The organism is Corynebacterium kroppenstedtii DSM 44385 (assembly GCF_000023145.1).
Classification (GTDB): domain Bacteria; phylum Actinomycetota; class Actinomycetes; order Mycobacteriales; family Mycobacteriaceae; genus Corynebacterium; species Corynebacterium kroppenstedtii.
The window spans coordinates 2,043,595-2,064,311 of record NC_012704.1 but is presented as its reverse complement, the minus strand read 5'-3'; the positions used below and the strand labels follow the sequence as shown (position 1 = coordinate 2,064,311).

General features: G+C 58.3%; 18 protein-coding genes. 16 read left to right on the top strand and 2 right to left on the bottom strand.

Annotation, left to right across the window (positions count from 1 at the left end; genetic code table 11):
• Window positions 1-25: 25 nt before the first annotated feature.
• The 11 genes from eccCa (at window position 26) to rpsI (ending at window position 11,432) form a co-directional block, all read left to right on the top strand.
• Window positions 26-4,171: a type VII secretion protein EccCa gene (gene eccCa, locus CKROP_RS08680; RefSeq protein ID WP_012732368.1), complete on the top strand. Its 4,146-nt coding sequence runs from the start codon at window positions 26-28 to the stop codon at window positions 4,169-4,171.
• Between the two features lie 212 nt (window positions 4,172-4,383).
• Window positions 4,384-5,652, top strand: a complete 1,269-nt coding sequence (locus CKROP_RS08675; protein ID WP_012732367.1) for a hypothetical protein — start codon at window positions 4,384-4,386, stop codon at window positions 5,650-5,652.
• Window positions 5,649-5,816 carry a type VII secretion-associated protein gene (locus CKROP_RS11195; protein ID WP_012732366.1) on the top strand — a complete coding sequence of 56 codons (168 nt, stop codon included), beginning with the start codon at window positions 5,649-5,651 and terminating at the stop codon, window positions 5,814-5,816. Before CKROP_RS08675 ends, CKROP_RS11195 begins: the two co-directional genes overlap by 4 nt.
• A 219-nt stretch (window positions 5,817-6,035) precedes the next feature.
• A complete protein-coding gene (locus CKROP_RS08670) occupies window positions 6,036-6,347 on the top strand; it encodes a WXG100 family type VII secretion target (RefSeq protein ID WP_012732365.1) in 312 nt (103 codons plus the stop codon).
• 61 nt (window positions 6,348-6,408) lie between these two features.
• The gene (locus CKROP_RS08665) at window positions 6,409-6,702 is read left to right on the top strand and encodes a WXG100 family type VII secretion target (protein WP_012732364.1); all 294 of its coding nucleotides are present in this window, start codon (window positions 6,409-6,411) and stop codon (window positions 6,700-6,702) included.
• A gap of 150 nt (window positions 6,703-6,852) precedes the next feature.
• Window positions 6,853-7,869 (top strand): ABC transporter substrate-binding protein, encoded by a 1,017-nt coding sequence (locus CKROP_RS08660; RefSeq protein WP_169302967.1) that lies wholly within the window; start codon window positions 6,853-6,855, stop codon window positions 7,867-7,869.
• Complete coding sequence (locus CKROP_RS08655) at window positions 7,856-8,590, top strand: transporter substrate-binding domain-containing protein (protein WP_052292412.1); 735 nt, start codon at window positions 7,856-7,858, stop codon at window positions 8,588-8,590. Before CKROP_RS08660 ends, CKROP_RS08655 begins: the two co-directional genes overlap by 14 nt.
• Window positions 8,591-8,617: 27 nt before the next feature.
• Window positions 8,618-8,797 (top strand): hypothetical protein, encoded by a 180-nt coding sequence (locus tag CKROP_RS10860; protein ID WP_012732361.1) that lies wholly within the window; start codon window positions 8,618-8,620, stop codon window positions 8,795-8,797.
• Window positions 8,798-8,834: 37 nt separating this feature from the next.
• Window positions 8,835-10,118, top strand: a complete 1,284-nt coding sequence (locus CKROP_RS08650) for an aminotransferase-like domain-containing protein (protein WP_012732360.1) — start codon at window positions 8,835-8,837, stop codon at window positions 10,116-10,118.
• A 331-nt stretch (window positions 10,119-10,449) separates the two neighbouring features.
• Window positions 10,450-10,893: a 50S ribosomal protein L13 gene (gene rplM / locus CKROP_RS08645; RefSeq protein ID WP_041629580.1), complete on the top strand. Its 444-nt coding sequence runs from the start codon at window positions 10,450-10,452 to the stop codon at window positions 10,891-10,893.
• Window positions 10,893-11,432, top strand: a complete 540-nt coding sequence (gene rpsI / locus CKROP_RS08640; RefSeq protein WP_012732358.1) for a 30S ribosomal protein S9 — start codon at window positions 10,893-10,895, stop codon at window positions 11,430-11,432. The genes rplM and rpsI overlap by 1 nt, the downstream gene beginning before the upstream one ends.
• A 208-nt stretch (window positions 11,433-11,640) precedes the next feature.
• Here rpsI and CKROP_RS08635 read toward each other — a convergent pair whose 3' ends face one another.
• Window positions 11,641-13,758 carry an acyltransferase family protein gene (locus tag CKROP_RS08635; RefSeq protein WP_012732357.1) on the bottom strand — a complete coding sequence of 706 codons (2,118 nt, stop codon included), beginning with the start codon at window positions 13,756-13,758 and terminating at the stop codon, window positions 11,641-11,643.
• Between the two features lie 424 nt (window positions 13,759-14,182).
• Here CKROP_RS08635 and glmM point away from each other — a divergent pair, with 424 nt between their 5' ends.
• The 4 genes from glmM (at window position 14,183) to CKROP_RS08615 (ending at window position 17,603) form a co-directional block, all read left to right on the top strand.
• A complete protein-coding gene (gene glmM, locus CKROP_RS08630; RefSeq protein ID WP_012732356.1) occupies window positions 14,183-15,526 on the top strand; it encodes a phosphoglucosamine mutase in 1,344 nt (447 codons plus the stop codon).
• A gap of 255 nt (window positions 15,527-15,781) precedes the next feature.
• Window positions 15,782-16,000 carry a hypothetical protein gene (locus tag CKROP_RS08625; protein ID WP_148209678.1) on the top strand — a complete coding sequence of 73 codons (219 nt, stop codon included), beginning with the start codon at window positions 15,782-15,784 and terminating at the stop codon, window positions 15,998-16,000.
• A complete protein-coding gene (locus CKROP_RS08620) occupies window positions 15,997-17,229 on the top strand; it encodes a hypothetical protein (RefSeq protein ID WP_012732354.1) in 1,233 nt (410 codons plus the stop codon). Before CKROP_RS08625 ends, CKROP_RS08620 begins: the two co-directional genes overlap by 4 nt.
• On the top strand, window positions 17,223-17,603 hold the full coding sequence (locus CKROP_RS08615) for a hypothetical protein (protein ID WP_041628906.1): 381 nt from the start codon (window positions 17,223-17,225) through the stop codon (window positions 17,601-17,603). The genes CKROP_RS08620 and CKROP_RS08615 overlap by 7 nt, the downstream gene beginning before the upstream one ends.
• Before the next feature lie 82 nt (window positions 17,604-17,685).
• Here the strand turns inward: CKROP_RS08615 and CKROP_RS08610 are convergent, their stop codons facing one another.
• On the bottom strand, window positions 17,686-18,633 hold the full coding sequence (locus CKROP_RS08610; protein ID WP_041628905.1) for a dienelactone hydrolase family protein: 948 nt from the start codon (window positions 18,631-18,633) through the stop codon (window positions 17,686-17,688).
• A 110-nt stretch (window positions 18,634-18,743) separates the two neighbouring features.
• On the opposite strand from CKROP_RS08610, the gene glmS reads away from it, so the two are divergent.
• Complete coding sequence (gene glmS / locus CKROP_RS08605) at window positions 18,744-20,609, top strand: glutamine--fructose-6-phosphate transaminase (isomerizing) (RefSeq protein ID WP_041629579.1); 1,866 nt, start codon at window positions 18,744-18,746, stop codon at window positions 20,607-20,609.
• The last annotated feature ends 108 nt before the right edge of the window (window positions 20,610-20,717 follow it).

Genomic DNA, 20,717 nt, shown 5'->3' with positions numbered 1-20,717 from the left:
GCCGCAGGTGGATAGGGGGCATTCAGTGGGGAATTCATCCGCGCAGTCGGTGGTGCGTCGTTCACCTGAGCGTGCCGACGGGAACGATGAGTCTTCCACAGCGACGTCGATGCAGACAGTCGTTCCTTATGCCGACAGGTGGTGCCCGGAGCTTCCGGCCCCTCGTGAAATCCCTGTCGATCAGCCGCCCGAGGCCCCGCGTTCCCCTCAACAGCCGCTTTTTCGTCGGCTTTTGCCTTTAGTGATGGTGGTCGCGGTGCTCGGGATGGTCGCCATCATGGTTGTTTCCGGAAGCGCCGCCAACCCTATGACCTATCTCTTTCCGCTGATCATGGTCGCGTCCATGGTGGGGATGGTGACGGGGAATCAGGCTCAGTCTGTCGACGAACGACGCCGTGTGTATCTGAGGCACATTGATCGATGCCGGCGGGAATCCAGGGAAGACGCTGAACAGCAGCGCTCCATGATGGAGTTTGTGGATCCCGATCCTCATGCCTTGACGCTTTTTGTGGGAAGTGACCGCATGTGGGAGCGGGGTCGGTACGACGACGATTTTGCCCATGTGCGCATCGGAACCGCGTCTCAACGTGCGCGAACCCACGTGAGTATTGGGGAAACCAATGCTGTGGAGGATATTGATCCGATTTGTGCCCTGGCCTTGCGTCGCGCGCTCAGAGAATCATTGGTGCTCTTGGATGTTCCTGTGTGCCTGGCGCTGGGTGACTTTTCGACGGTGTACATCGGTGGGTCCGACGGGCGGAAAGTTGTTCGTTCGCTGCTGGCCCAGTTAGTCACTCTGCATGGTCCGGAGGCTGTGCGGATTATGGTGTGCGGCCATCCGCGATCGTGGCCGTGGCTGCCATGGATTCCCCATTCGGACGGTCAGGAGGCGTTCTCCGATCCCGAGGAAGTCGTGACGGCCTTGGATGAATTGTGGTCGGATATGTCTGGAGCCTCTGGCTCTCGAGATGACTCCGGGCCTCAAGTTGTTCTCATTATCGACGGTGCTGTGCCTCTCACCGTTGCCCATCACCCGGCGGTGACCAGCGTGATTGTCGTCGGCACGCCTGACGAGGATGTGATGCCGGAAACCCAGCGCCAGCAGCGTCGGCATGTGATGGACCAGTGGGAAGCTCACGCTGCGGACGAGGACATCGCGCTTCGGGCCGATCATGGGATGATTTCCGCATTAACGACGTCGGGTCTGGATACATTTGCCCAGGCCGATACGCTTTCCGAGCAGGAACTTGATGTTCTCGCCCGCTCGATGGCACGGTACACACGGCCGACAGATGCCGTGCTCGCTGAGCACTCCTCGGAAGGAATCGACGAAGTAGAACTTGTGCTCGGTGTGGCGACACCTCTTCTGGTCTCACCGTCGTCTGCATGGACTGAAAAGTGGGGTGCGGAGCGTCTTCGCATCCCATTAGGTCTTAACAGTGACGGTGACCCGTTCTACCTGGACATCAAAGAATCCGCCGAGGGTGGATCGGGGCCGCATGGTTTATGCGTCGGTGCGACCGGCTCTGGCAAAAGCGAATTATTACGAACCTTGGTGCTCTCGCTTGTGGCGTCGCATTCACCTGAACAGCTCAATCTCGTTCTTGTTGATTTCAAAGGTGGCGCAACGTTCATCGGTATGGAACGGTTGCCCCATGTTGCAGCGGTGATCACGAACTTGGACGATGAATCCGCGCTTGTTGATCGTATGGAGGACGCTCTCCAGGGGGAGCTGACCCGGCGTCAAGAGTTTCTTCGGGCGCACGGTGTGTCGTCCTCGGTGGAATACGCCGATCTGCGGCGTCAATATTCTGGTCGCGGAACTGGTGATGACGGTGATTATCCGCCTCTGCCAGCACTAGTCATTATTATTGATGAGTTTTCGGAATTATTGAGTGCACATCCTGGCTTCATCGACACCTTCGTGGCGATTGGTCGATTGGGACGCTCTCTGGGGGTTCATCTTCTTTTAGCGACGCAGCGCCTGGAAGAAGGACGATTGCGGGGTCTCGATGCCCATCTGAGTTACCGCATCGGGCTTCGCACATTCTCTGCAGGGGAGTCGAGGATCGTTCTTGGCGTCAACGACGCCCACACTCTTCCCAAGGAACCCGGTTATGGTCTCGCGCGAGTGGGTGGAGATTCCATTACCGCATTTCGCGCCACCTATGTCTCCCGACGCTGGAATGGTTCCGTTGCATCGGAGGCTGCTGGTTCCTCCGCCGGGTTGGCAGCGTCGCCACAACCATCAACAGTTTTGCGCATTGCCATTGACAGATTGAGCATCGACGGACCCTGCGCATCGGAGGTGGCGCGCTTCGTACCTGCCCGAACGATATGGTTGCCGCCCTTACCTGACGTCTTAACCATGTCCGAATTGAATACTCGGACTCGTCGTCTCACACGTGACCACACCTGTTCCAACGAAGGTCTTCAGATAACGATCGGCCTGATCGACGCACCACGGACCCAACGTCAAATCCCATGGACTATTGGCCTGCGGGGATCAGCCGGACATATCGGCATTATTGGCGGACCGCAGTCAGGAACAACAACCGCGGCACGAAGTGTGGTCACCACGTTGGCGTTGTCCCGTACCAGTGATCAGGCGCAGTTTTATGTCCTGGACATGGGCGGATCCGGTCTAGGAACTCTGGAACGTTTGCCGCACACGATTGCCGTGGTTCACCGTCATGAACATGACCGCATCCTTCGGCTGGTCAATGAAGTCGCTGTGTTAGCCGAGGACCGTAGGGAGGAATGGCTTCGGCGGGGATGGTCCAGCGTCGATGCTGCCCGCGACCACGGGCTTAGCGACATCTTCGTGGTCATCGACGGGTGGCACGTCATAACGACAGATTTCCCCGACGTGGCTGATGCTCTCGGGCTCCTCATCGCAGATGGCCTCTCGGTAGGAATTCATGTCATCATTACGGCCAATAGATGGTCCGCACTGCGGCCCCAGATCCGTGACTTACTCGGAACGAAAGTTGAATTATCGCTGGGGGACCCCCTGGAGTCACTGATTGATAGGAAATTATCTGAACGGGTACCCAGCCGACCAGGCCGAGCAATCGCGAAATGGAAAGGGACCAGCCTTCATGCCTTGGTCGTTCACTCAACGAACCAAGATATTGCCGAGGTGACGCGCATAGCAGCGCAACGAGGAGATACTCGAGTTCCCGCGCTACGGGTTCTTCCCGACGTCCTCACACGTGAGGAACTCGACCCCGTTCTTCCTCCAGCGATCGCGATGGGCCGCGAGAGCGTGCGTCTATCAACGTGGTCGTGGTCAACGGTGGCAAGCCCGGCCATGCTCATCGTTGGAAAAGGGGAGAGTGGACGAACAACGACGCTTCGCTCACTCATTCACGGCATTACAAGCGCGTATAAGCCGAAGAATTTCGGAAAGAAACCGGCGACGGATGAAGACGCGAAAGCCGATGGCTCTGCAGCTGATGCGACGAGCACTGTTGATGCAACAAGCACGGATGATGTGCCAACCGCGGCCATCGTCGTCATTGATCCACGACGAACCTTGCTGGCAGAAGTCCCGAGCGATTATGACGCCGGATATGCCTCGACACCCTCCGCCGCAGACACTTTGATTGCCCAGCTGACCACCACCATGAACATGCGTCTGCCTGGTGATTCCATCACTCCGCAGGAGCTGAAGAACAGATCATGGTGGTCCGGCCCAGAGATTTTTCTTCTTATCGACGACTACGACCTTCTCACGATTTCGCCATCCGTCATGAGTGGATTTGTTAGTGTGCTTCCACATGCTCGCGATATCGGGGTCCATATTGTCGTGGCGCGACGCGCATCAGGAATGATGCGCGCAGCTCACGATCCTCTACTCGCAGGAATGCGTGCCATCAACGGGGTAGTCGCGCTGCTGTCCGCGGATAAAGACGATGGTCCATTATTCGGGGTGCCATTGCGGCCAGCTATTCCAGGCCGAGCGCACATCGTTGTGAACGGGACGACCAGCGAAATTCATTTCGCACGCGCGCAGCTTTCACCGGAGGACAGTGCCGAAGAAGAGAACAAGAAATGTAGTCCTGCCGGCACTGACGCGGATGCCAATAACTCGAGCGGCACTGACACGGATGACGCCGATGCAGCCGAAACCACCACGGCAGACAGTAATAACACCGAACAGAAATAGCACCGAAAATTAAACGGGGTTGAGACATAAGGGGGAACTACGTGACTGTGAGTACGACGACAAGGAACTACGCGTCACCAAGCTTTACGCCGACGATGCCTCCAGATAATCATCAGGCTCGTATAAAAAGACACACCGAGTCCAGCTGAGGCCAGAGCCTCCCGGACGTTGTCTCCATCGGGCGTAACAGCCGAACCGAACAACGCATTGTTTTGTGCCCGTCATGGTGGGGGCTACTTCGTCGGAAGCGGTGGGCTGATAACTACGTCGACGATGATGCACAGCGGTATCAGCACCCGGATACTGATCCTTCCTTCGCGCGCTCGGCGTTAACAGAGAGCGCACCCACCATCCTCCCGATGTCCGACGCGCTCTGTAGCATTGAGCCTGCTCTTCGCCCTATTTCGTTCGTCCTCCACATCGCAGGGCAATACGCGGGGCTAACAGCACTGACACTTCCTGCCGACGAAGCAATGACCGACCTTGTCCCCATCGGCGACGGAAAGTCCTTCATGGACCCCCTGATCGCCGTCGTCAGTGCAGAAATCGAATCTGCCGTGGAGACCGGACGAGTCCCGAGTTCCCGTGAACGAGACCTGATCGGACCCGAGGGCGTTGAGGTTCTCGTCATCGCTACAGACAAGGCTACAAATAAGCCGGGTCGGGGTGCCGAACTTGTTGAATATGCCCTGGAGAAGCTGAACGAGGCGTCCATTCCCGCGATGCGCGTCGGCATCGAGGAGATAGAGATTTCGGCGCGTATGGCCGGAGTTCTCTCGCGCGATTCGCACAACGATGTTCGTCCTATGAGCAACGAGGCTCACCGCGCCGGGAACGAAACGCATCGCAGCGGGGATGACACCGCGTTGCCCCGGGGAGGGCGAACCCAACAGAATCCTCCCAACAGGGTGCGGACGGACAAGGATGTTTCACCGAATCCCACGAAACGAAAGGTAACTGATCTTCGTCCGCCGCGCCGGGATTATCGCCGTGGAGGGTTTTTACTCCGCCACCGCAATGCGCTCGCTGTCACCATGTGCACCCTTGTTCTTATTGGTACAGCTCTCGCCGTCACGCTGCGCAGCGGCGGAAATCATGAGCAGACGAATCAAGCAGAGGCCAACTCTCAACACATTGATGGCGACGAACGGGCAGAGGGGAATGACGCAACCGGGGGACAAACAGCACTATCCGCCACGCCAGCAAGTAGCGACCGCCATGATCAGCCAGGCGGAATCGTCGATAACGGAATTGTGCGGGCAGCCTTGACCTCTGGATGGATACGGTCTCACTCGTCGACGCCAGAGCGGCTCATCTTGGAAGACCCTGCGGATGAAGACATACGGGTCCTGGTCTCAGGGCACCCCGTTCAACCCGACGTGACCGACGCACACCTCCGTGAGCACGTGGAATCAATGGTCCAAACTCGCGCTGAGTTTCCAATTACGCGCCCGAATCCGCGTGGCGGCAAGGTGCCGTGAGCTACGAAGAACGCCCAGAAGGTGGATCGGTGGTTCAGTGGACGACATTTTTGCAAGAAGGAAAACAAGTCAGCGTCGGATGCCAATGGAAAGGGGAACTCACCGCGAAACGCACAGCGGCATGTTCGACCGCCGCACGCAGTGCAGAAGTCATGCCCTCATGATGCGGAAATCCATGCCAGTAGGCGCATTTTCCCAGCATATAGGGTCAAGACAGTTAATCGTGGGTGCGAAAAGGCATCCGCCAGAAAAAATATTAAATAAGTGGGAACCGATCGACGACTGATGAGTCTGTACTCATACACCGCTACAACACCACGGAAAACCTCGGGATTGTAACGAGGCCGTGGGGGCGGAATCCAATATCAACACAGGGGGAACCAATGAGCGGGCTTTTTGCTACCGAACACGAACTGATGACCACGACGGCCGGGAAAGTGGACGCCGTCAATGACCAAGTCCAAGCAGAGCTTCAACGCCTACAAGGCACCGTCGACGGCGTAGCGGGAGCGTGGAAAGGAAACGCCAGCGTCGCATTCGGCGAACTCATGGCCCAATGGAACGACGCCGCGCTTCGGCTCCGTGAAGCGCTGAGCTCCATATCAGACAACATTCGCGCGAACGCCTCAGCATTCGCCACCACCGAAGAACAGAACGCCGCATCATTCACCCAGCTAGGCGGCCTGTCTCTATAAAGCCTTCGCGCCAGCACCCTGACCAACCACCGAAAACATAAGGAAGAAAGAGAACAGCACTATGAGCACCGACATGATCCACTACAGCTTCGGCGACATCTCAGCAGCCAGCGGAGACATTACCCAAACATCTGCACGTATCAACGGCTTACTCGATGAACTCAAAAGCCAACTAGCTCCCATGGTCAGCACCTGGACCGGTGAATCTGCCTCCGCATATCAGGCAGCCCAGCAACAATGGGACACCGCCGCAGCCGACCTCAACCAAGTCCTCGCCACGATCGCAAGGGCAGTGGCAGACAGCAATGATTCCATGAGCGATATCAACCGCTCGGCTGCAGCATCCTGGAGTTAGCGTAAAACCCTTAGCGTAAATCTCAAGGACTCACAGGTGGGTTGACGAGGGTCAGTGTGGAAGCCACCAATGGAGAAATTCACCAATTCATGCAGTGATTATTCATCCGCACAGTTGAACTGCACGAAAACGGTAAATAAAATTCAAGGAATGAATTTTCTGCGTTCAGTGCGGTCCAGCTTCCCGCGCACAGCGACCCACCGTCGGTCAACGGCACCGGGACAGTCAGCCGCGGGCACACAACGGCCCTACATGCTGGCCCGCACTGTCGCCGCGCTGGGAATGTGTGCAACCTTCGTCGGCGTCAGCGTTGCCGGATGCACCTATAACTCCGAAGGGGCAGGAACAGCCGACGACCTCACCGAAACGATCTCGGTTCCTAAAGACGATGCCATCGCTAACTCCGTCCCCGCAGCGCTGAAACAAAAAGGCACCTTCACTGTTGGAACGTCGGCGGACTTCGCGCCACTCGAATTTATCGGAAATGATGGAAAAACCATCGAAGGTGCCGAAATAGACATGGCCAAAGCCGTTGGAGACCTCTTCGGACTCACCACGCAATTCACCAACGCAAGCTTCGATAGCCTCGTGGCATCTGTCGGCACCAAGTATGACGCAGGATTCTCGTCGTTCGACGTGAAACCCGAGCGCCTCGAGCACACCAACATGGTCACACTGTACACATCGGGGACCAAATACTCCGTGCTCAAAGACAACCCACGGGACATCGACCCCAGCGACATTTGTGGTGACTCCGTCGCCGTCCTCACCGGGTCCGTCTACGAAGAAATGGCCAACGACAAGAACGACGAGTGCAAACACAACGGCAAAAAGGGAGTCACGATCCAGTCGTACAAAAACTCCGCAGATGTTGCCACCGCCGTCGCAGGAGGGAAAGCTGACCTCTGGTTCTCCGACTCGCCCGTCGTCGATTATGCAGAGAAGCAATCCAAAGGGCGCGTCCAGCCGATCGGAAAGGTCGTCGACTCCACTCCTAAAGCCGCCATCGTCGCCAAGAATGACACGCAACTTGCCGACGCCATCCATGCCGCCATCCAAAAGCTCATCGACGACGGGACGATGAAGAAAATCCTGGCCAAATGGGGAACCGAAGATTCCTTCATTTCCGAATCGCAACTCAACCCCAAGCCAGATGATGACGCATAAACCGCAGCGCGACAGTCAATGCGCTACTCGCCGCGCCACCATCGTTGCAGCACTAACGCTCGTTGTCGCGGGAGTGCTGTCCGGCTGCACGTATAAATCCGAGGAAAGCCCAACTGGAAATAACGCAATAGAGTCCACAATCGATGCCCTCACCACCAACGATGACATCGCGAAGACAGTGCCGGAACCAATCAAGTCTCGCGGAGCGCTCATCGTCGGGACCTCGGCCGACTACGCGCCTGCAGAGTTCGTCGGCTCCGATGGTAAGACCCTCGAAGGATTCGAAATAGACCTCACGCGGGCACTCGCCCGCGTGATGGGCCTCGACGCAGATATTCGCAATTCAACATTCGACAGCATCATCCCCTCCGTCGGCACGAAATTCGATGCCGGAATCTCCGCATTCACCATCAATAAAGAGCGAATGAAACAAGTGAACATGGTCAGCTTGTATGACTCCGGGCGAGCATTCGGCGTCGCCAAAGGAAACCCCAAAAACGTCGACCCGGAGCACCTGTGCGGGCACTCCGTAGCTGTGCAAACAGGGTCCTTGCACGAAGAAGTTGTGACCGAAGAAGCGTCCCACTGCGGAAGCGGCGAGAAGCTGACCATCCAAAGCTACAAAAACCAAACAGACGCGTCCACGGCCGTCGTGGGAAGAAAAGCCGACGTCATGGTGGCAGATTCGCCGATAGTCTCCTACGCAGTCAACCAATCCTAAGGGCGCCTCGACACCGTCGGCAGCATTGTGAACCGGGCGCCCAAGGCGGCGATCGTCGCGCAAAACAATCGAGCCCTGGCAGAAGCCATTCGAGCCGCCACGCAAGAGCTCATTGATAATGGAACCATGAAAACAATCATGGACGCGTGGGCCAACAAAGGATCAGAAATCCCCGAAGCCCAAATAAACCCGCGCGTGTCCTCCTGACACTTTGACGACAGACCGACCGACCCAGAGGAGCCCATTGCTACCGCTCAACCGCGAATTCTCCCACGTCGCCCGCTCCATGACCCGAGACCTCCTCGGATACATCAGCCACGACGACTTCATCAGCTTCGCCGGCGGAGCCCCGGACCCCACACTCATGGACGCATCGGGCATAACGGAATGCGTCCGAACGGTGCTAGACGACAGCGGTCCGGACGTCTTCCAATACTCCGTGACAGAAGGCGAGCCCGAACTTCGGCAAGCAATGGCGCGGGAAATGCAACGCCGGCACCTGCCTGCTCGCGCGGATAACATACTCATCTCCACCGGCAGCCAAGAAATACTGTTTTTACTCGCCCGCGTCATCATCAACCCAGGGGACACGGTCCTCGTTGAAGCCCCCACCTACCCCGCGGCCATCCAAGCATTCACCATGGTCGGAGCGCGGGTCATCCCCGTGCCCTGCGACGATAACGGCATCATCCCCTCCGAACTCGAGCGTGCACTACGGGACTATGACCCCGTCATCACCTACCTCATCCCGGTCTTCCAAAACCCCACCGGCCGTTCAATGAGCGAGCGTCGGAAGGATGAAGTGCGGCGTGTTCTCGCAGGTCACCGCAGTCTACTGGTTGAGGACGACGCCTATTCTCCCTTAGCCTTCGACGGGAACGCGCGCGAACCGCTCTGCCACACTTACGAGTCCGAATCCGGCGCGGTCTACTTGGCCAGCTTGTCGAAATTCCTGTCACCCGCTTTCCGTATCGGAGCCGCCCTGATACCAGATTGGCTACTCCAACCAATGGTGGTCGCCAAACAAGTATCGACGCTCCACGGGTCCGTGATCGACCAGCGCGCTGCCGCACTGTGGCTCGACAGGGTAGAACCGGACGGCGTCTCCTCTCGTGACCGCGCCCTGGACACGATGCGGGCAACCTACCAGGCACGATGCAATGCCCTGCGCACACAATTACTTGACATCGTTCCTGACGGGACGCACATTACCGACCCCGATGGCGGCATGTTTGTGTGGATAGATTTCCCGGAGGAATTACGTCCTCAGGTGAATACGCTATCGCTCATCGATGACGCAATAGAACACGAGATCGCTTTCGTCCCGGGCACGGAATTCTTCCCACACGACTCTCAACCGACTTCCGTCTACCGGAACGTCGAAAGAAAAGACAGTACGACGATCGACGCGGACACGAAGCTGGAAGGACAGCTCTCCATACGGTTTTCGTTCGCGGGGAATAGCATTCCGGTGATGAGGACGGGGATGGAGCGGTTCGCCACAGTGCTGCAGAATGCTCTGCGTTAAGGGGAGGACAGGCACCCACGAAGGGAATAGTAGGCACCGCGCGAGGGAGAGCGGACTCCTCACATAAAGAGCGTCGGCTAGCAATGCCCGCTCACTTGAACTGCTCACACCTATTCCGGTACTCTCAACTACCTGTGTGTCGAGTTGTCGATGCAGCGTTGATTCCGTGATAGGAACTACGAGTTCCGCGTCTTTGACGCTGATACAACGCCACATCGCCAATCTGACACGAGCCGCGGGTCTCCACCGGCCGCCGCGGCAGCAGACTGACGGTAGTTAGCCTGTTCAATTTTGTGGCTGGCAGTTCCAGACAGACTTTCAAGGAGTCATGTTGTCTACTTTCCACCCGAAGAGCGGTGACATTACCCGTAAGTGGTACGTCATCGACGCCGCCGACGTGGTGCTCGGCCGCCTCGCTGTTGAGGCCGCTGACTTGCTGCGCGGCAAGCGTAAGCCGATTTTTGCACCGAACGTTGACTGTGGCGACCACGTCATCATCATCAACGCCGACAAGGTTCGCGTTTCCGCAAACAAGCGCGAGCGTGAGTTCCGTTACCGTCACTCCGGATACCCGGGTGGTCTGACCACCATGACCCTGGGTCGTTCGCTCGAGGTGCACCCGGAACGCGTCATCGAAGAAGCTATCGCCGGTATGATGCCGCACAACAAGCTTTCCCGCGCATCTATCAAGAAGCTTCACGTGTACGCAGGTAGCGAGCACCGTCACGCTGCCCAGAAGCCCGAGAACTACGAGATCAAGCAGGTGGCACAGTAGTGAGCGAGAACACCGAAAACCAGATTCAGGACGAGGCCAACGAGGCCGACTTCATCGCCGCTCAGGCAGCGAGCGAAGAGTTCGTTTCCACCATCGGCGATTCCGTTGCCACTGAGGTTGAAGAAGAAGCAGTTGCCGAACCCGAGCAGCGCGACTTCCCAATCCAGACCGTGGGTCGTCGTAAGCGCGCCGTTGTTCGCGTCGTGATGACCGCCGGCTCCGGCGAGTTCACCTGTAACGGCCGCGCCCTGGAAGATTACTTCCCGAACAAGCTGCACCAGCAGCTCATCAAGGCTCCTCTCACCCTCATTGAGCGTGAAGGCCAGTTCGACATCAAGGCGAACCTCAAGGGCGGTGGCCCCTCGGGTCAGGCCGGCGCTTTCCGCTTGGCGATTGCCCGTGCGCTGAACGCCTACAACCCGGCTGACCGCAGCGCCCTCAAGAAGGCTGGCTTCCTCACCCGCGATGCTCGCGAGGTTGAGCGCAAGAAGGCTGGTCTGCACAAAGCTCGTCGCGCTCCGCAGTACTCCAAGCGTTAAATATCGCTTTACCCGGCTTGCCGGGCTGCGTTGGACGCGCACAACCCCTTGTCCTGCCACACAATTCGGCAGAGCAAGGGGTTTTCCTTTATCTATATCGACGACGACGTACGCGCCCGACGGTGTATGTGCCCAACGGAGTGAATAGTCCGCTCGGTTTCTAGGGGACAGCGCCGGCGACAGTGTGAAGCCAGCGCCTTCACACCTCTCAGTCGCCGCTACCGACCGTGCACTGGCTGGCGGGCTTCTTCCCCTTCGGGAACGCCTGGGTCAGCGCGTCGGCAAAACGCCGGCCCTTTTCCTTGGCGCCCACGGTATTCGGATGGATCCCGTCGTCAATGAACCAGTCATCTTGCACTTCACCAGCCCAGTCGTAAAGACGCAGGTTGGGGTACTCCTTGCACATCTTCCGCAGCGCCTCGTCGTAATGCTGCATACCCGAGTTAGCGTAGGCGGACTGGGCAGCGTTCACAGTTTTCACCGTCGGCCACAGCACATGCTTCTCGTCCTTGACAATGTCCATGATCGTGCGGATACGGTCCTCCGCCGACGTCTGATTGCCAGCGGTGACATTAGCTGCGTCGTTCGTTCCAATTGCCATCACCCAGCACGCGTCTTTGTAGTGGTGGCTCTCCATGTTGGTGACGACTTCCGTGGCGTTCGGATCATCTTTATACCGCTCAATAACGGCCCGCGCGCCCTTGATGTCCAGGTACACATCCTTCGCGCCCACGCGTTTGTATTGCGCGCCCACGCGGTCCGCCGGATCCGGCAGGTAGTCGGGGGAATTGAGCGCGATAGAGGTGGAATCGCCAATATGGATCACCGTTGAGCAGTCAATCCCAGCATTCCGCCCTTGAGCAGCGGTGTCCTTACCATCTTTATCGCTTGCCGACGCTGCGTCGGGGTTGTCGGCACCGTTTCCCTGCCCATTACCGTTGTCTCCGCCAACTTTGACGGCCCCGTCGGTTCCACTGCCGCCGATCGCAGCCATCGGATCGTTGGACGACGAGCCATTCGACCCGTCGGCAAGAGCTTTAGGCAATCCGGCGGCGAGAATCGCGAGAAGGATGACCGAGGCAACCCCGGTGAGGACCGGCGGCGTCCCCCGTCGGCGAGAGACTGCTGGGCTCGCTGTGGTGCCGGAGGCGTTTTCCGACACGTGACCTGACCACCACTTACGTGCCAGTGCAACAACTCCGTGCCGGCGGATCGGATCCTCGATCAAGGTCCAGGACAGAGCAGCCAGAATGACAGATATCGCGGACAGCACAGGTCCAGCAATAATCAAGTGATTTTCGACGAACCCATCGGGCGCGAACGCGATAACAGGCATGTGCCAGAGGTAGACCCCGTAGGAGCGCTCGCCCAGCCAGCGCAGAGGCGGAAGACCAACGATGCGGGTCATCCACGAGTGCTCGTCGGCAAGAGGGAGTAGAGCCGCCGCAGTGGCCAGGGCGAGAACTGCGAATCCTCCCTGGTAGAGCCACATGGCGTTATCGTCGGTGCGAACCATCATGACGATGACGACGGCCAAGCCGGCCAGCCCGACGAGGTCAAGAAGATGTCGGGCGAGTGCGTTGGAACGCCAGGACCGTGAAGCTTGTGTGCTGTCGGATCCCGAAGAGTTGGAGGCTGCGACGCCGGGCTTCCACACGAAAGCCAGGGACGCGCCGATCAGCAGCCCTAATGCGCGAGTATCCGTTCCTTCGTAAACACGTGTGTGATCGACGCCGGGCTCCACCAAGTACGCCATCCATGCGCCCGAAATAGCGGCGAGAATCAAGCACGTCACCCCAGCGAAACCATGCGAATGCTTACGACGCTGCCACAGGAAAGTGATGGCGGTGAACACAAAAGGCCACACGAGATAGAACTGCTCTTCCACCGCCAGGGACCACATGTGGCTGAGCGGTTGCGGCCCACCAAACATGTCGAAGTACGAATCACCTGCAACGATCTCGTACCAGTTGTTGTAATAGAACAGCGCAGAAAGAGCTTCCCAGCCACGCTTCGCTAAACTCCCGTGGTCGAGGAACGCGGTGAGCATCATGACCGTAATCAAAACGGTGATGACCGCCGGTAACAGCCGGCGGAAACGTCGAAGCCAGAATTGGCCAAACTTGATACGACCATCACGGTCCCATTGCCTGACCAGGATCGACGTGATCAAATACCCCGACAGGGTGAAAAAGACGCCGACACCGAGTAGCCCTCCGTCGGAGTACGGAACCGACAGGTGGTAGAGCAGAACAGCGATGACAGCGATGGCGCGGAGGCCGTCTAATCCAGGGAGATAGGTGGATTTTCCTACGGGGCGTGGCATACAACTTCCCGGTACGTCGATAAGTGAACAACAGGAGCAAGGCGGATCCGCAACAGTACAGCGGCGCCGACGACATAGCGTATATCGTGGCGCGCGATAACGGGGAACTAGCTACATATCTAGTCACGGATATCGGGTCACCGGCTACATATTGGTAGTAGATCGACATCAAATAGAAATGGGCGGGCGGCACATCGCCCACCAACAGGCCACTTATCCACAGTTTGCGGACACACACGCAGTTATCCACAACCTGTTTTTGCACAGTGCGGTGTTATGGGGCCTGTCCTATTAGACTGTTGGCTCAGTTATAAAGCATCCCGGGCGTAAGCGCTCCAACTCGGGCTGCCGGATTGCGGTAGCTAGGGTTGTGAAGCGCACACACCGAAACGCCAATGCTGAACAGTGGGAAAGGGTAGACCAGATGGGACGACGTTACTTCGGCACTGATGGTGTTCGTGGTCTTGCAAATAAGACGTTAACTGCGCCGTTGGCAATGAAGTTGGGGTCCGCTGCGGCGAAGGTGCTGACCGCCAACCGGAAGGGGGGCCGTCGGCCTGTCGCTGTTGTGGGGCGTGACCCGCGTGTGTCGGGGGAGATGTTGTCTGCCGCGTTGTCGGCAGGGATGGCAAGCCAGGGTGTCGACGTCCTCCGCGTGGGCGTCATTCCAACCCCCGCTGTGGCGTTCTTGACCGACGATTATGGCGCTGACATGGGCGTTGTTATTTCCGCAAGCCACAACCCTATGCCCGATAACGGAATCAAGTTCTTCGCGGCGGGTGGCCTCAAACTTGACGATGCGGTCGAGGCGGAGATCGAAGCCACCATGCTGGAATTGTCCGAGACTGGCCCGACGGGGGCGGGCATTGGCCGCATTGTCGAGGAATCTCCCGATGCCTTGGAGCGCTATTTGTTCCATCTCGCTGGGGCTGTGCCCACGCCCTTGGATGGAATTCGGGTCGTAGTGGATTGTGCTAATGGGGCCGCGTCGACGGCTGCACCGATGGCGTATCAGGCCGCTGGCGCCGACGTCGTCCCGATTTTTAACAAACCCAACGCGTTCAATATCAATGAGAATTGTGGATCGACGCATATTGATGTTCTGCAGCGCGCTGTGCTGGAACACCACGCTGACCTGGGCCTGGCCCATGATGGCGATGCGGACCGCTGCTTGGCCGTCGATTCCGAAGGCAATGTTGTTGACGGTGACCAGATCATGGCGATCCTCGCGATCGCGATGAAAGAGGGCGGCGAATTGAAGAAGTCGACCCTCGTCGCGACGGTGATGTCGAACCTTGGTCTCAAACTTGCGATGAAAGAACAGGGTATCGAGGTCCGGACGACGAAGGTCGGCGATCGTTATGTGCTCGCGGACCTGAATGCCGGTGATTACAGCCTGGGCGGCGAACAGTCCGGGCACATCGTCATCCCCGAGCACGGGACGACGGGCGATGGGACACTCACCGGTCTGAGCGTGATGGTCCGGATGGCTCAGACGGGGAAGACTTTGTCTGAATTAGCGTCGGTGATGAGGGTTCTCCCGCAGACGTTGATCAATGTGCCGGTCACCGACAAAGCCGCCATTACCAATGACGAGGCCGTTCGGACGGCGATCACTGAGGCCGAAGAGGAACTGGGCGAATCGGGCCGCGTGCTTTTGCGTCCATCCGGCACGGAGGAACTTTTCCGCGTGATGGTGGAAGCTGGCGACGGTGCCACGGCGCGGAAAATCGCTGGTCGGTTGGCTGCCGTCGTCGCAAGTGTGTAGCTAGTGCCCACGCTGCGACCGTGTGATCTATAGCACTATGTGCGGATGATGTGAGGGGTGGGCGATGTCGCAGCAGTCTGGCATAATTTTGCGGTGGGGATCATGGCATCAGCCATGAAATAATCGCTACGAATTTCAGGGGGATGTAATGGGGGAGCTTGTTGTCTCTGCACCAGAGGCGTCCGCGCGCTCGTCGGTGTATGCGAGGCGGGGCAGGATGTCGAATCAGTGATCGTTGGCTCGCCAGTGCCATTTATGCCCGTGCATACCGGTTTTTCGTGGGTGCAGGAGGGGCTGGCTATTGCGGGTGAGTTGGACCAACTCCGGGAGTTGTCCCGTCGGGCGTGTGAGGTTGCCGCTGCTCAGGGGCTATCAGCGGACAGTGTTGTGTCCCAGATTGTCGGGGCCGATGATGCCAATACCGCAGCGCTTGCGAACCTGGAGCCCTCGGTGGAAGCGGTGGTGGTGCGATGAGCACCCTGTCCCAGCAAATCGATTGTGCGGCAGAGTATTCGGCAGCAAGCCATGCTCTCATGTTGGGAGCCGCTTTTTCCGGGGTGCTGTATCACCCGGTGGTGTCTGGGAACCAATTAAAGATTGATGTCATGCGCGCGTCGGGCGTGGAGTGGGATCCGCTGCGGGAAAGTGCTGACACTTTACGACGCATGATCCCGTATTTTATGGCCGTGCGCAGCAGTGGTGGCCGGGCATCTGATTCTCTTGTCGACGTCGCTGAGGGGTTGATTAGCGAGGCGGTGGACAAGGTCGGCGAGTGGCTCATTTCTCTTTCCGACGGCGCCGAATCCAGTGACGCGTGCGCGGATGCGCTGCAATCCGTGATGGAAGATACCGATTCGGCAATGGAGGACGTTGTCGATTTATTTACGACGGTGGTGGAGACGGGATTGCCCTTGATCTTGCCTTTGCCTCCGCCGGCGAAAAAGATCGCTATGCATGCGTTGACGCAGGTGGGGAACGCAGCGGGTTTGCTCCTGTTGAACCAGGTGAAGGCGCGCGATCGTGCGATCGGTGAAGCGTTGGGGACATTATCGACGCATTGCTCGGAGCAGGTCCGCGTGTGTGGAGTGTGCCCAGTCGAGCCGCCGAAACCGCTGCAACACTGTGATGTAGTGGCATCACGGGGTGGGGATGCGCTGCCGAGTGTTGTGCCGAGGAACGAATCGTCACCACTAGTGAGTGTTTGTCCTTCACCGGCGACGCTGGTTTCGCCAGGGACATCGACGTCACCGTCCTCGTGTGAAATGTTTACCGGGCAGAGGGAGGCCACGGACCAGTCCGCATCGTCATGCCAGTCGCAGTCCTCGGCCCAGTGTTCGTCCTTGGCCCAGTCGGAGGCTGAGTCTGCGCAAAAAGTGACTCCGAAGCTGTCGGACGCGTCGTCGGCGGGACAAACATGTACGCAGATGGCCAGTGGTCTCACCATTGAAAGCACTCAAGGAGCGCCGGACTGGAATCAAAAAACACCGGAGAGTTCGGCCCTTTCGGGCGGGGAGTCTGGCTCAGTGCAAGGAACGAGAGGGCCTTCTTCTATCCGAATGGACGTCTCGGTGCAGCAGCCACTGGAGGCTGTCGCGGAGGAAGAAGCGCACGTAGGACGGCCAGAGGAAACAGCGCCGGGCACTACAGCAGACAACACAACATCACACTTAGGCATCACCGTAGAGAAAGCAGGGGCATGGTGAGTAATACCGAGAATTACCGTGCGGCGTATCAGGCCATCGTGGACGCCCATCGGGCAGAAATGGATAAAAACCTCGCGGAGTTTCACCGCCAATACGGTGAACGGGTGAAGAAACTCGAGGAAATTATTCAGCAGGCCCAGAAGGCGGAAGGGGCCAGCAGCACTATCAGCAAAGAAACCACGTTCGCGACCACGCGCAAAGGCCGGCATCAGGCTCCTGATGGCCACTCGACTTTCACGTTCGGGCGCGCGACGACCAACGGGGATAAGGCTGACAACTCCCATGGCTCGCAGACAACCAATTCTCGCAGCTCTCATACGCCACGAACGCAAGGCACTTCTCGCGGTGGAGGCATTCGGGCGATACGTAGCTGACACAGCCCTCGGCCGACACCGCCCGTGGTTGGCGCTGTGCGTGGCCGCCCCGGCCGTCATCGCCCGCCCCCGCGCGCCTCAACTACAGCGCGTCGCGGAGGCGCTCCATCACATCGGCGTTCTCGGGGAGCTCGTTCGCAATATCATCGCGATCCCAGAACTCAGTGCCCTTGAGGTCCTCATCGGACAAAACGCCGCTGTACTTCTTGTCGCCTTCCGCCGTCGTGCGGACAAAAGCGACAAGCAGTCCGCGAAGTGCGGCACGCTGCGAAAAGCCGGGGGAGCCCAGCCCCAGCACCATATTCTTCACAACCTTTTCCGACATCACCGACTGCGATGCCTTATTCACGCGTCGGTAATAGGAATCGCCCTTCCACTTCGCAGCAATGCGGAGGGACTCGTCGCCAACAAGAACAGAATCCTGACCAGGGGCCAAAATAAGACCGGGAACCTCAATATTTGAAGCAGCGTCCGACGCCCGCGGAGACGTACTACGCGGGAAAACAGCAGCTACACCGGTCAAACCCTTCGGGCCCGGGGTAGCAGACGCGGTCACCGATCCGGACCCCACCGAGACCGAACGCGCGGACACCTCGGAATCCGAGGACGACGAGGAACCCCACTCACCGGCAGCAGCAAGAACAGCCGCACTCGCGCCGAAACCATGCCCCGCCAGCACAAGTTTCTCCGGGTGAACGGTGATAGAACCCTGACCCATCTGGACGCCCGAGATCACAGACATGCAGGTCATGAGGTCATTAGCAAAAGCACCGGGGTTCGGCTTGAAACCGGTTTCGGAATCCGGCGCAGCCACGGCAATACCCCAGCTCGCCAAATGACGAAGAGTGCCGTGATAAGCAGAAATATCGGTCATCCAGTCATGACCGAAGACGACACCGGGGACGTTGTTCCCGTCGGCGGGGAGATAAACCTTGCCGGGAATCCCGACATAATCGAGGTCTCCCACTAAAACCCGGTGCGGGCCACGTTTATCAAGATGAGCTACGAGCGATGAAAGTTTGTCAGCCACAAGAAAACAGTAACCGACGGGCGGGGTAAACGTCGAGATGACACCACATATCGACCGGAATGGGGTGGATGAAGCAGCCCGTATCGACAAAAATTAGTATCATCGTGCCCATGTGTGGAATTGTCGGTTACGTTGGCCGTAAACAGGCCCTCAACATCGCCCTTGCGGCTCTTGAGCGGATGGAATACCGGGGGTATGACTCCGCAGGGATCGCCGTCCTCGACGGCCGGGGCGCCATCAACATAGAGAAAAAAGCAGGAAAGCTGGATAACCTGCGCAACGCTATCGACCACATCGGTACGGATCACCTCACCGGCGCCACAGGAATTGGGCACACCCGCTGGGCAACGCACGGCCGGCCCAACGATGTTAATGCTCACCCGCACCTGTCTTACGACGGCAAAGTCGCCATCGTCCACAACGGCATCATTGAAAACTTCGCCGCCCTTAGGGAAGAAGTTGAAAACACGGGCATTGAACTGAAGTCCGAAACCGACTCGGAAGTCGCAGCCCACCTGGTTGCTTTGGAATACAACCAAGGACAGAACAAGGGGGATTTCGACGCCTCTGTCCTGGCGGTGTTGCGTCGGCTAGAAGGGGCTTTCAGCCTATTATTCACACACGCTGACTACCCGGATCGGATTATCGCTGCCCGACGGTCATCGCCGTTGATTATTGGCATCGGCCAGGACGAAATGTTCTTGGGCTCCGACGTCGCCGCGTTCATTGAATACACGAACAAGGCGGTGGAGATCGGGCAGGACACTGCGGTGACCATCACGAAAGATGGCTACACCCTCACGGACTTCTACGGTAATCAGCAAGAAGGCAAGCCCTTCACCATTGACTGGGATCTGGCGGCCGCTGAAAAGGGCGGCTATGACTCCTTCATGGAGAAGGAGATCAATGAGCAGCCTTCCGCTATCCGCGACACCCTCGCGGGGCACCTTCAGGACGGTCGGATTGTTCTCGACGAGCAGCGGTTATCCGAGGATGAGCTTCGTGAAGTGCAGAAAGTGTTCGTCGTCGCCTGTGGATCGGCGTACCACTCTGGATTGCTGGCGAAATATGCCATTGAGCACTGGGTTCGTATCCCCGTCGAGATCGAGGTAGCTAGCGAGTTCCGCTATCGCGACCCCGTGCTCGACTCCCGGACGCTGGTGGTTGCGGTATCCCAGTCGGGTGAAACCGCGGACACCTTAGAGGCCGTCCGCCACGCGAAGATGCAGAATGCGCGGGTGCTGGCTGTGTGCAACACCAACGGTGCGCAAATCCCGCGCGAAGCCGACGCCGTGCTGTACACCCACGCCGGACCCGAGATCGGTGTGGCGTCGACAAAGGCCTTCTTGGCGCAGATCGCGGCGAACTACATTGTGGGCTTGGCCCTGGCGCAGGCGCGCGGCACGAAATACCCCGACGAGGTCACCGCCATCTACCAGGAGCTCGAACAGATTCCGGAGAAAATCCAGCAGGTCCTGGACCAGGAAGAACACATCACGAACATCGCCCGAGAGATGGGCGCGATTCGGACGATGCTGTTCCTCGGCCGGCACGTTGGGTTCCCCGTGTCGCTGGAGGGGGCCTTGAAGCTCAAGGAGCTGGCATATATTCATGCCGAAGGTTTCCCGGCTGGTGAGTTGAAGCACGGGCCGATTGCCTTGATCGAAGACGATCTCCCGGTGACGGTGGTGGTGCCGAGCCCGCGTGGTAGGGCAGTGCTGCACTCCAAGATTGTGTCGAACATTCAGGAAATCCGCGCGCGAGGTGCAAAAACCATCGTTATTGCGGAAGAAGGCGATGACGCCGTCAAGCCGTTCGCGAATTACCTGATCGAGATTCCGCAGACATCAACACTCCTGCAGCCTTTATTGTCGACGGTTCCTCTGCAGTTCTTGGCGGCCCAGATTGCCCGCGAATGCGGGAACGAAGACATCGACAAGCCACGCAACTTGGCGAAGTCGGTGACTGTCGAATAAGCACGTGAGCACGGTCTTCGGAGTACGGTGGACGACGTTGACGATTGATTGATTCGCCGTTGGTCCACCGGCTGTGTGAGCCGTATGAAGGCTGCGCAAGCCGTCTAA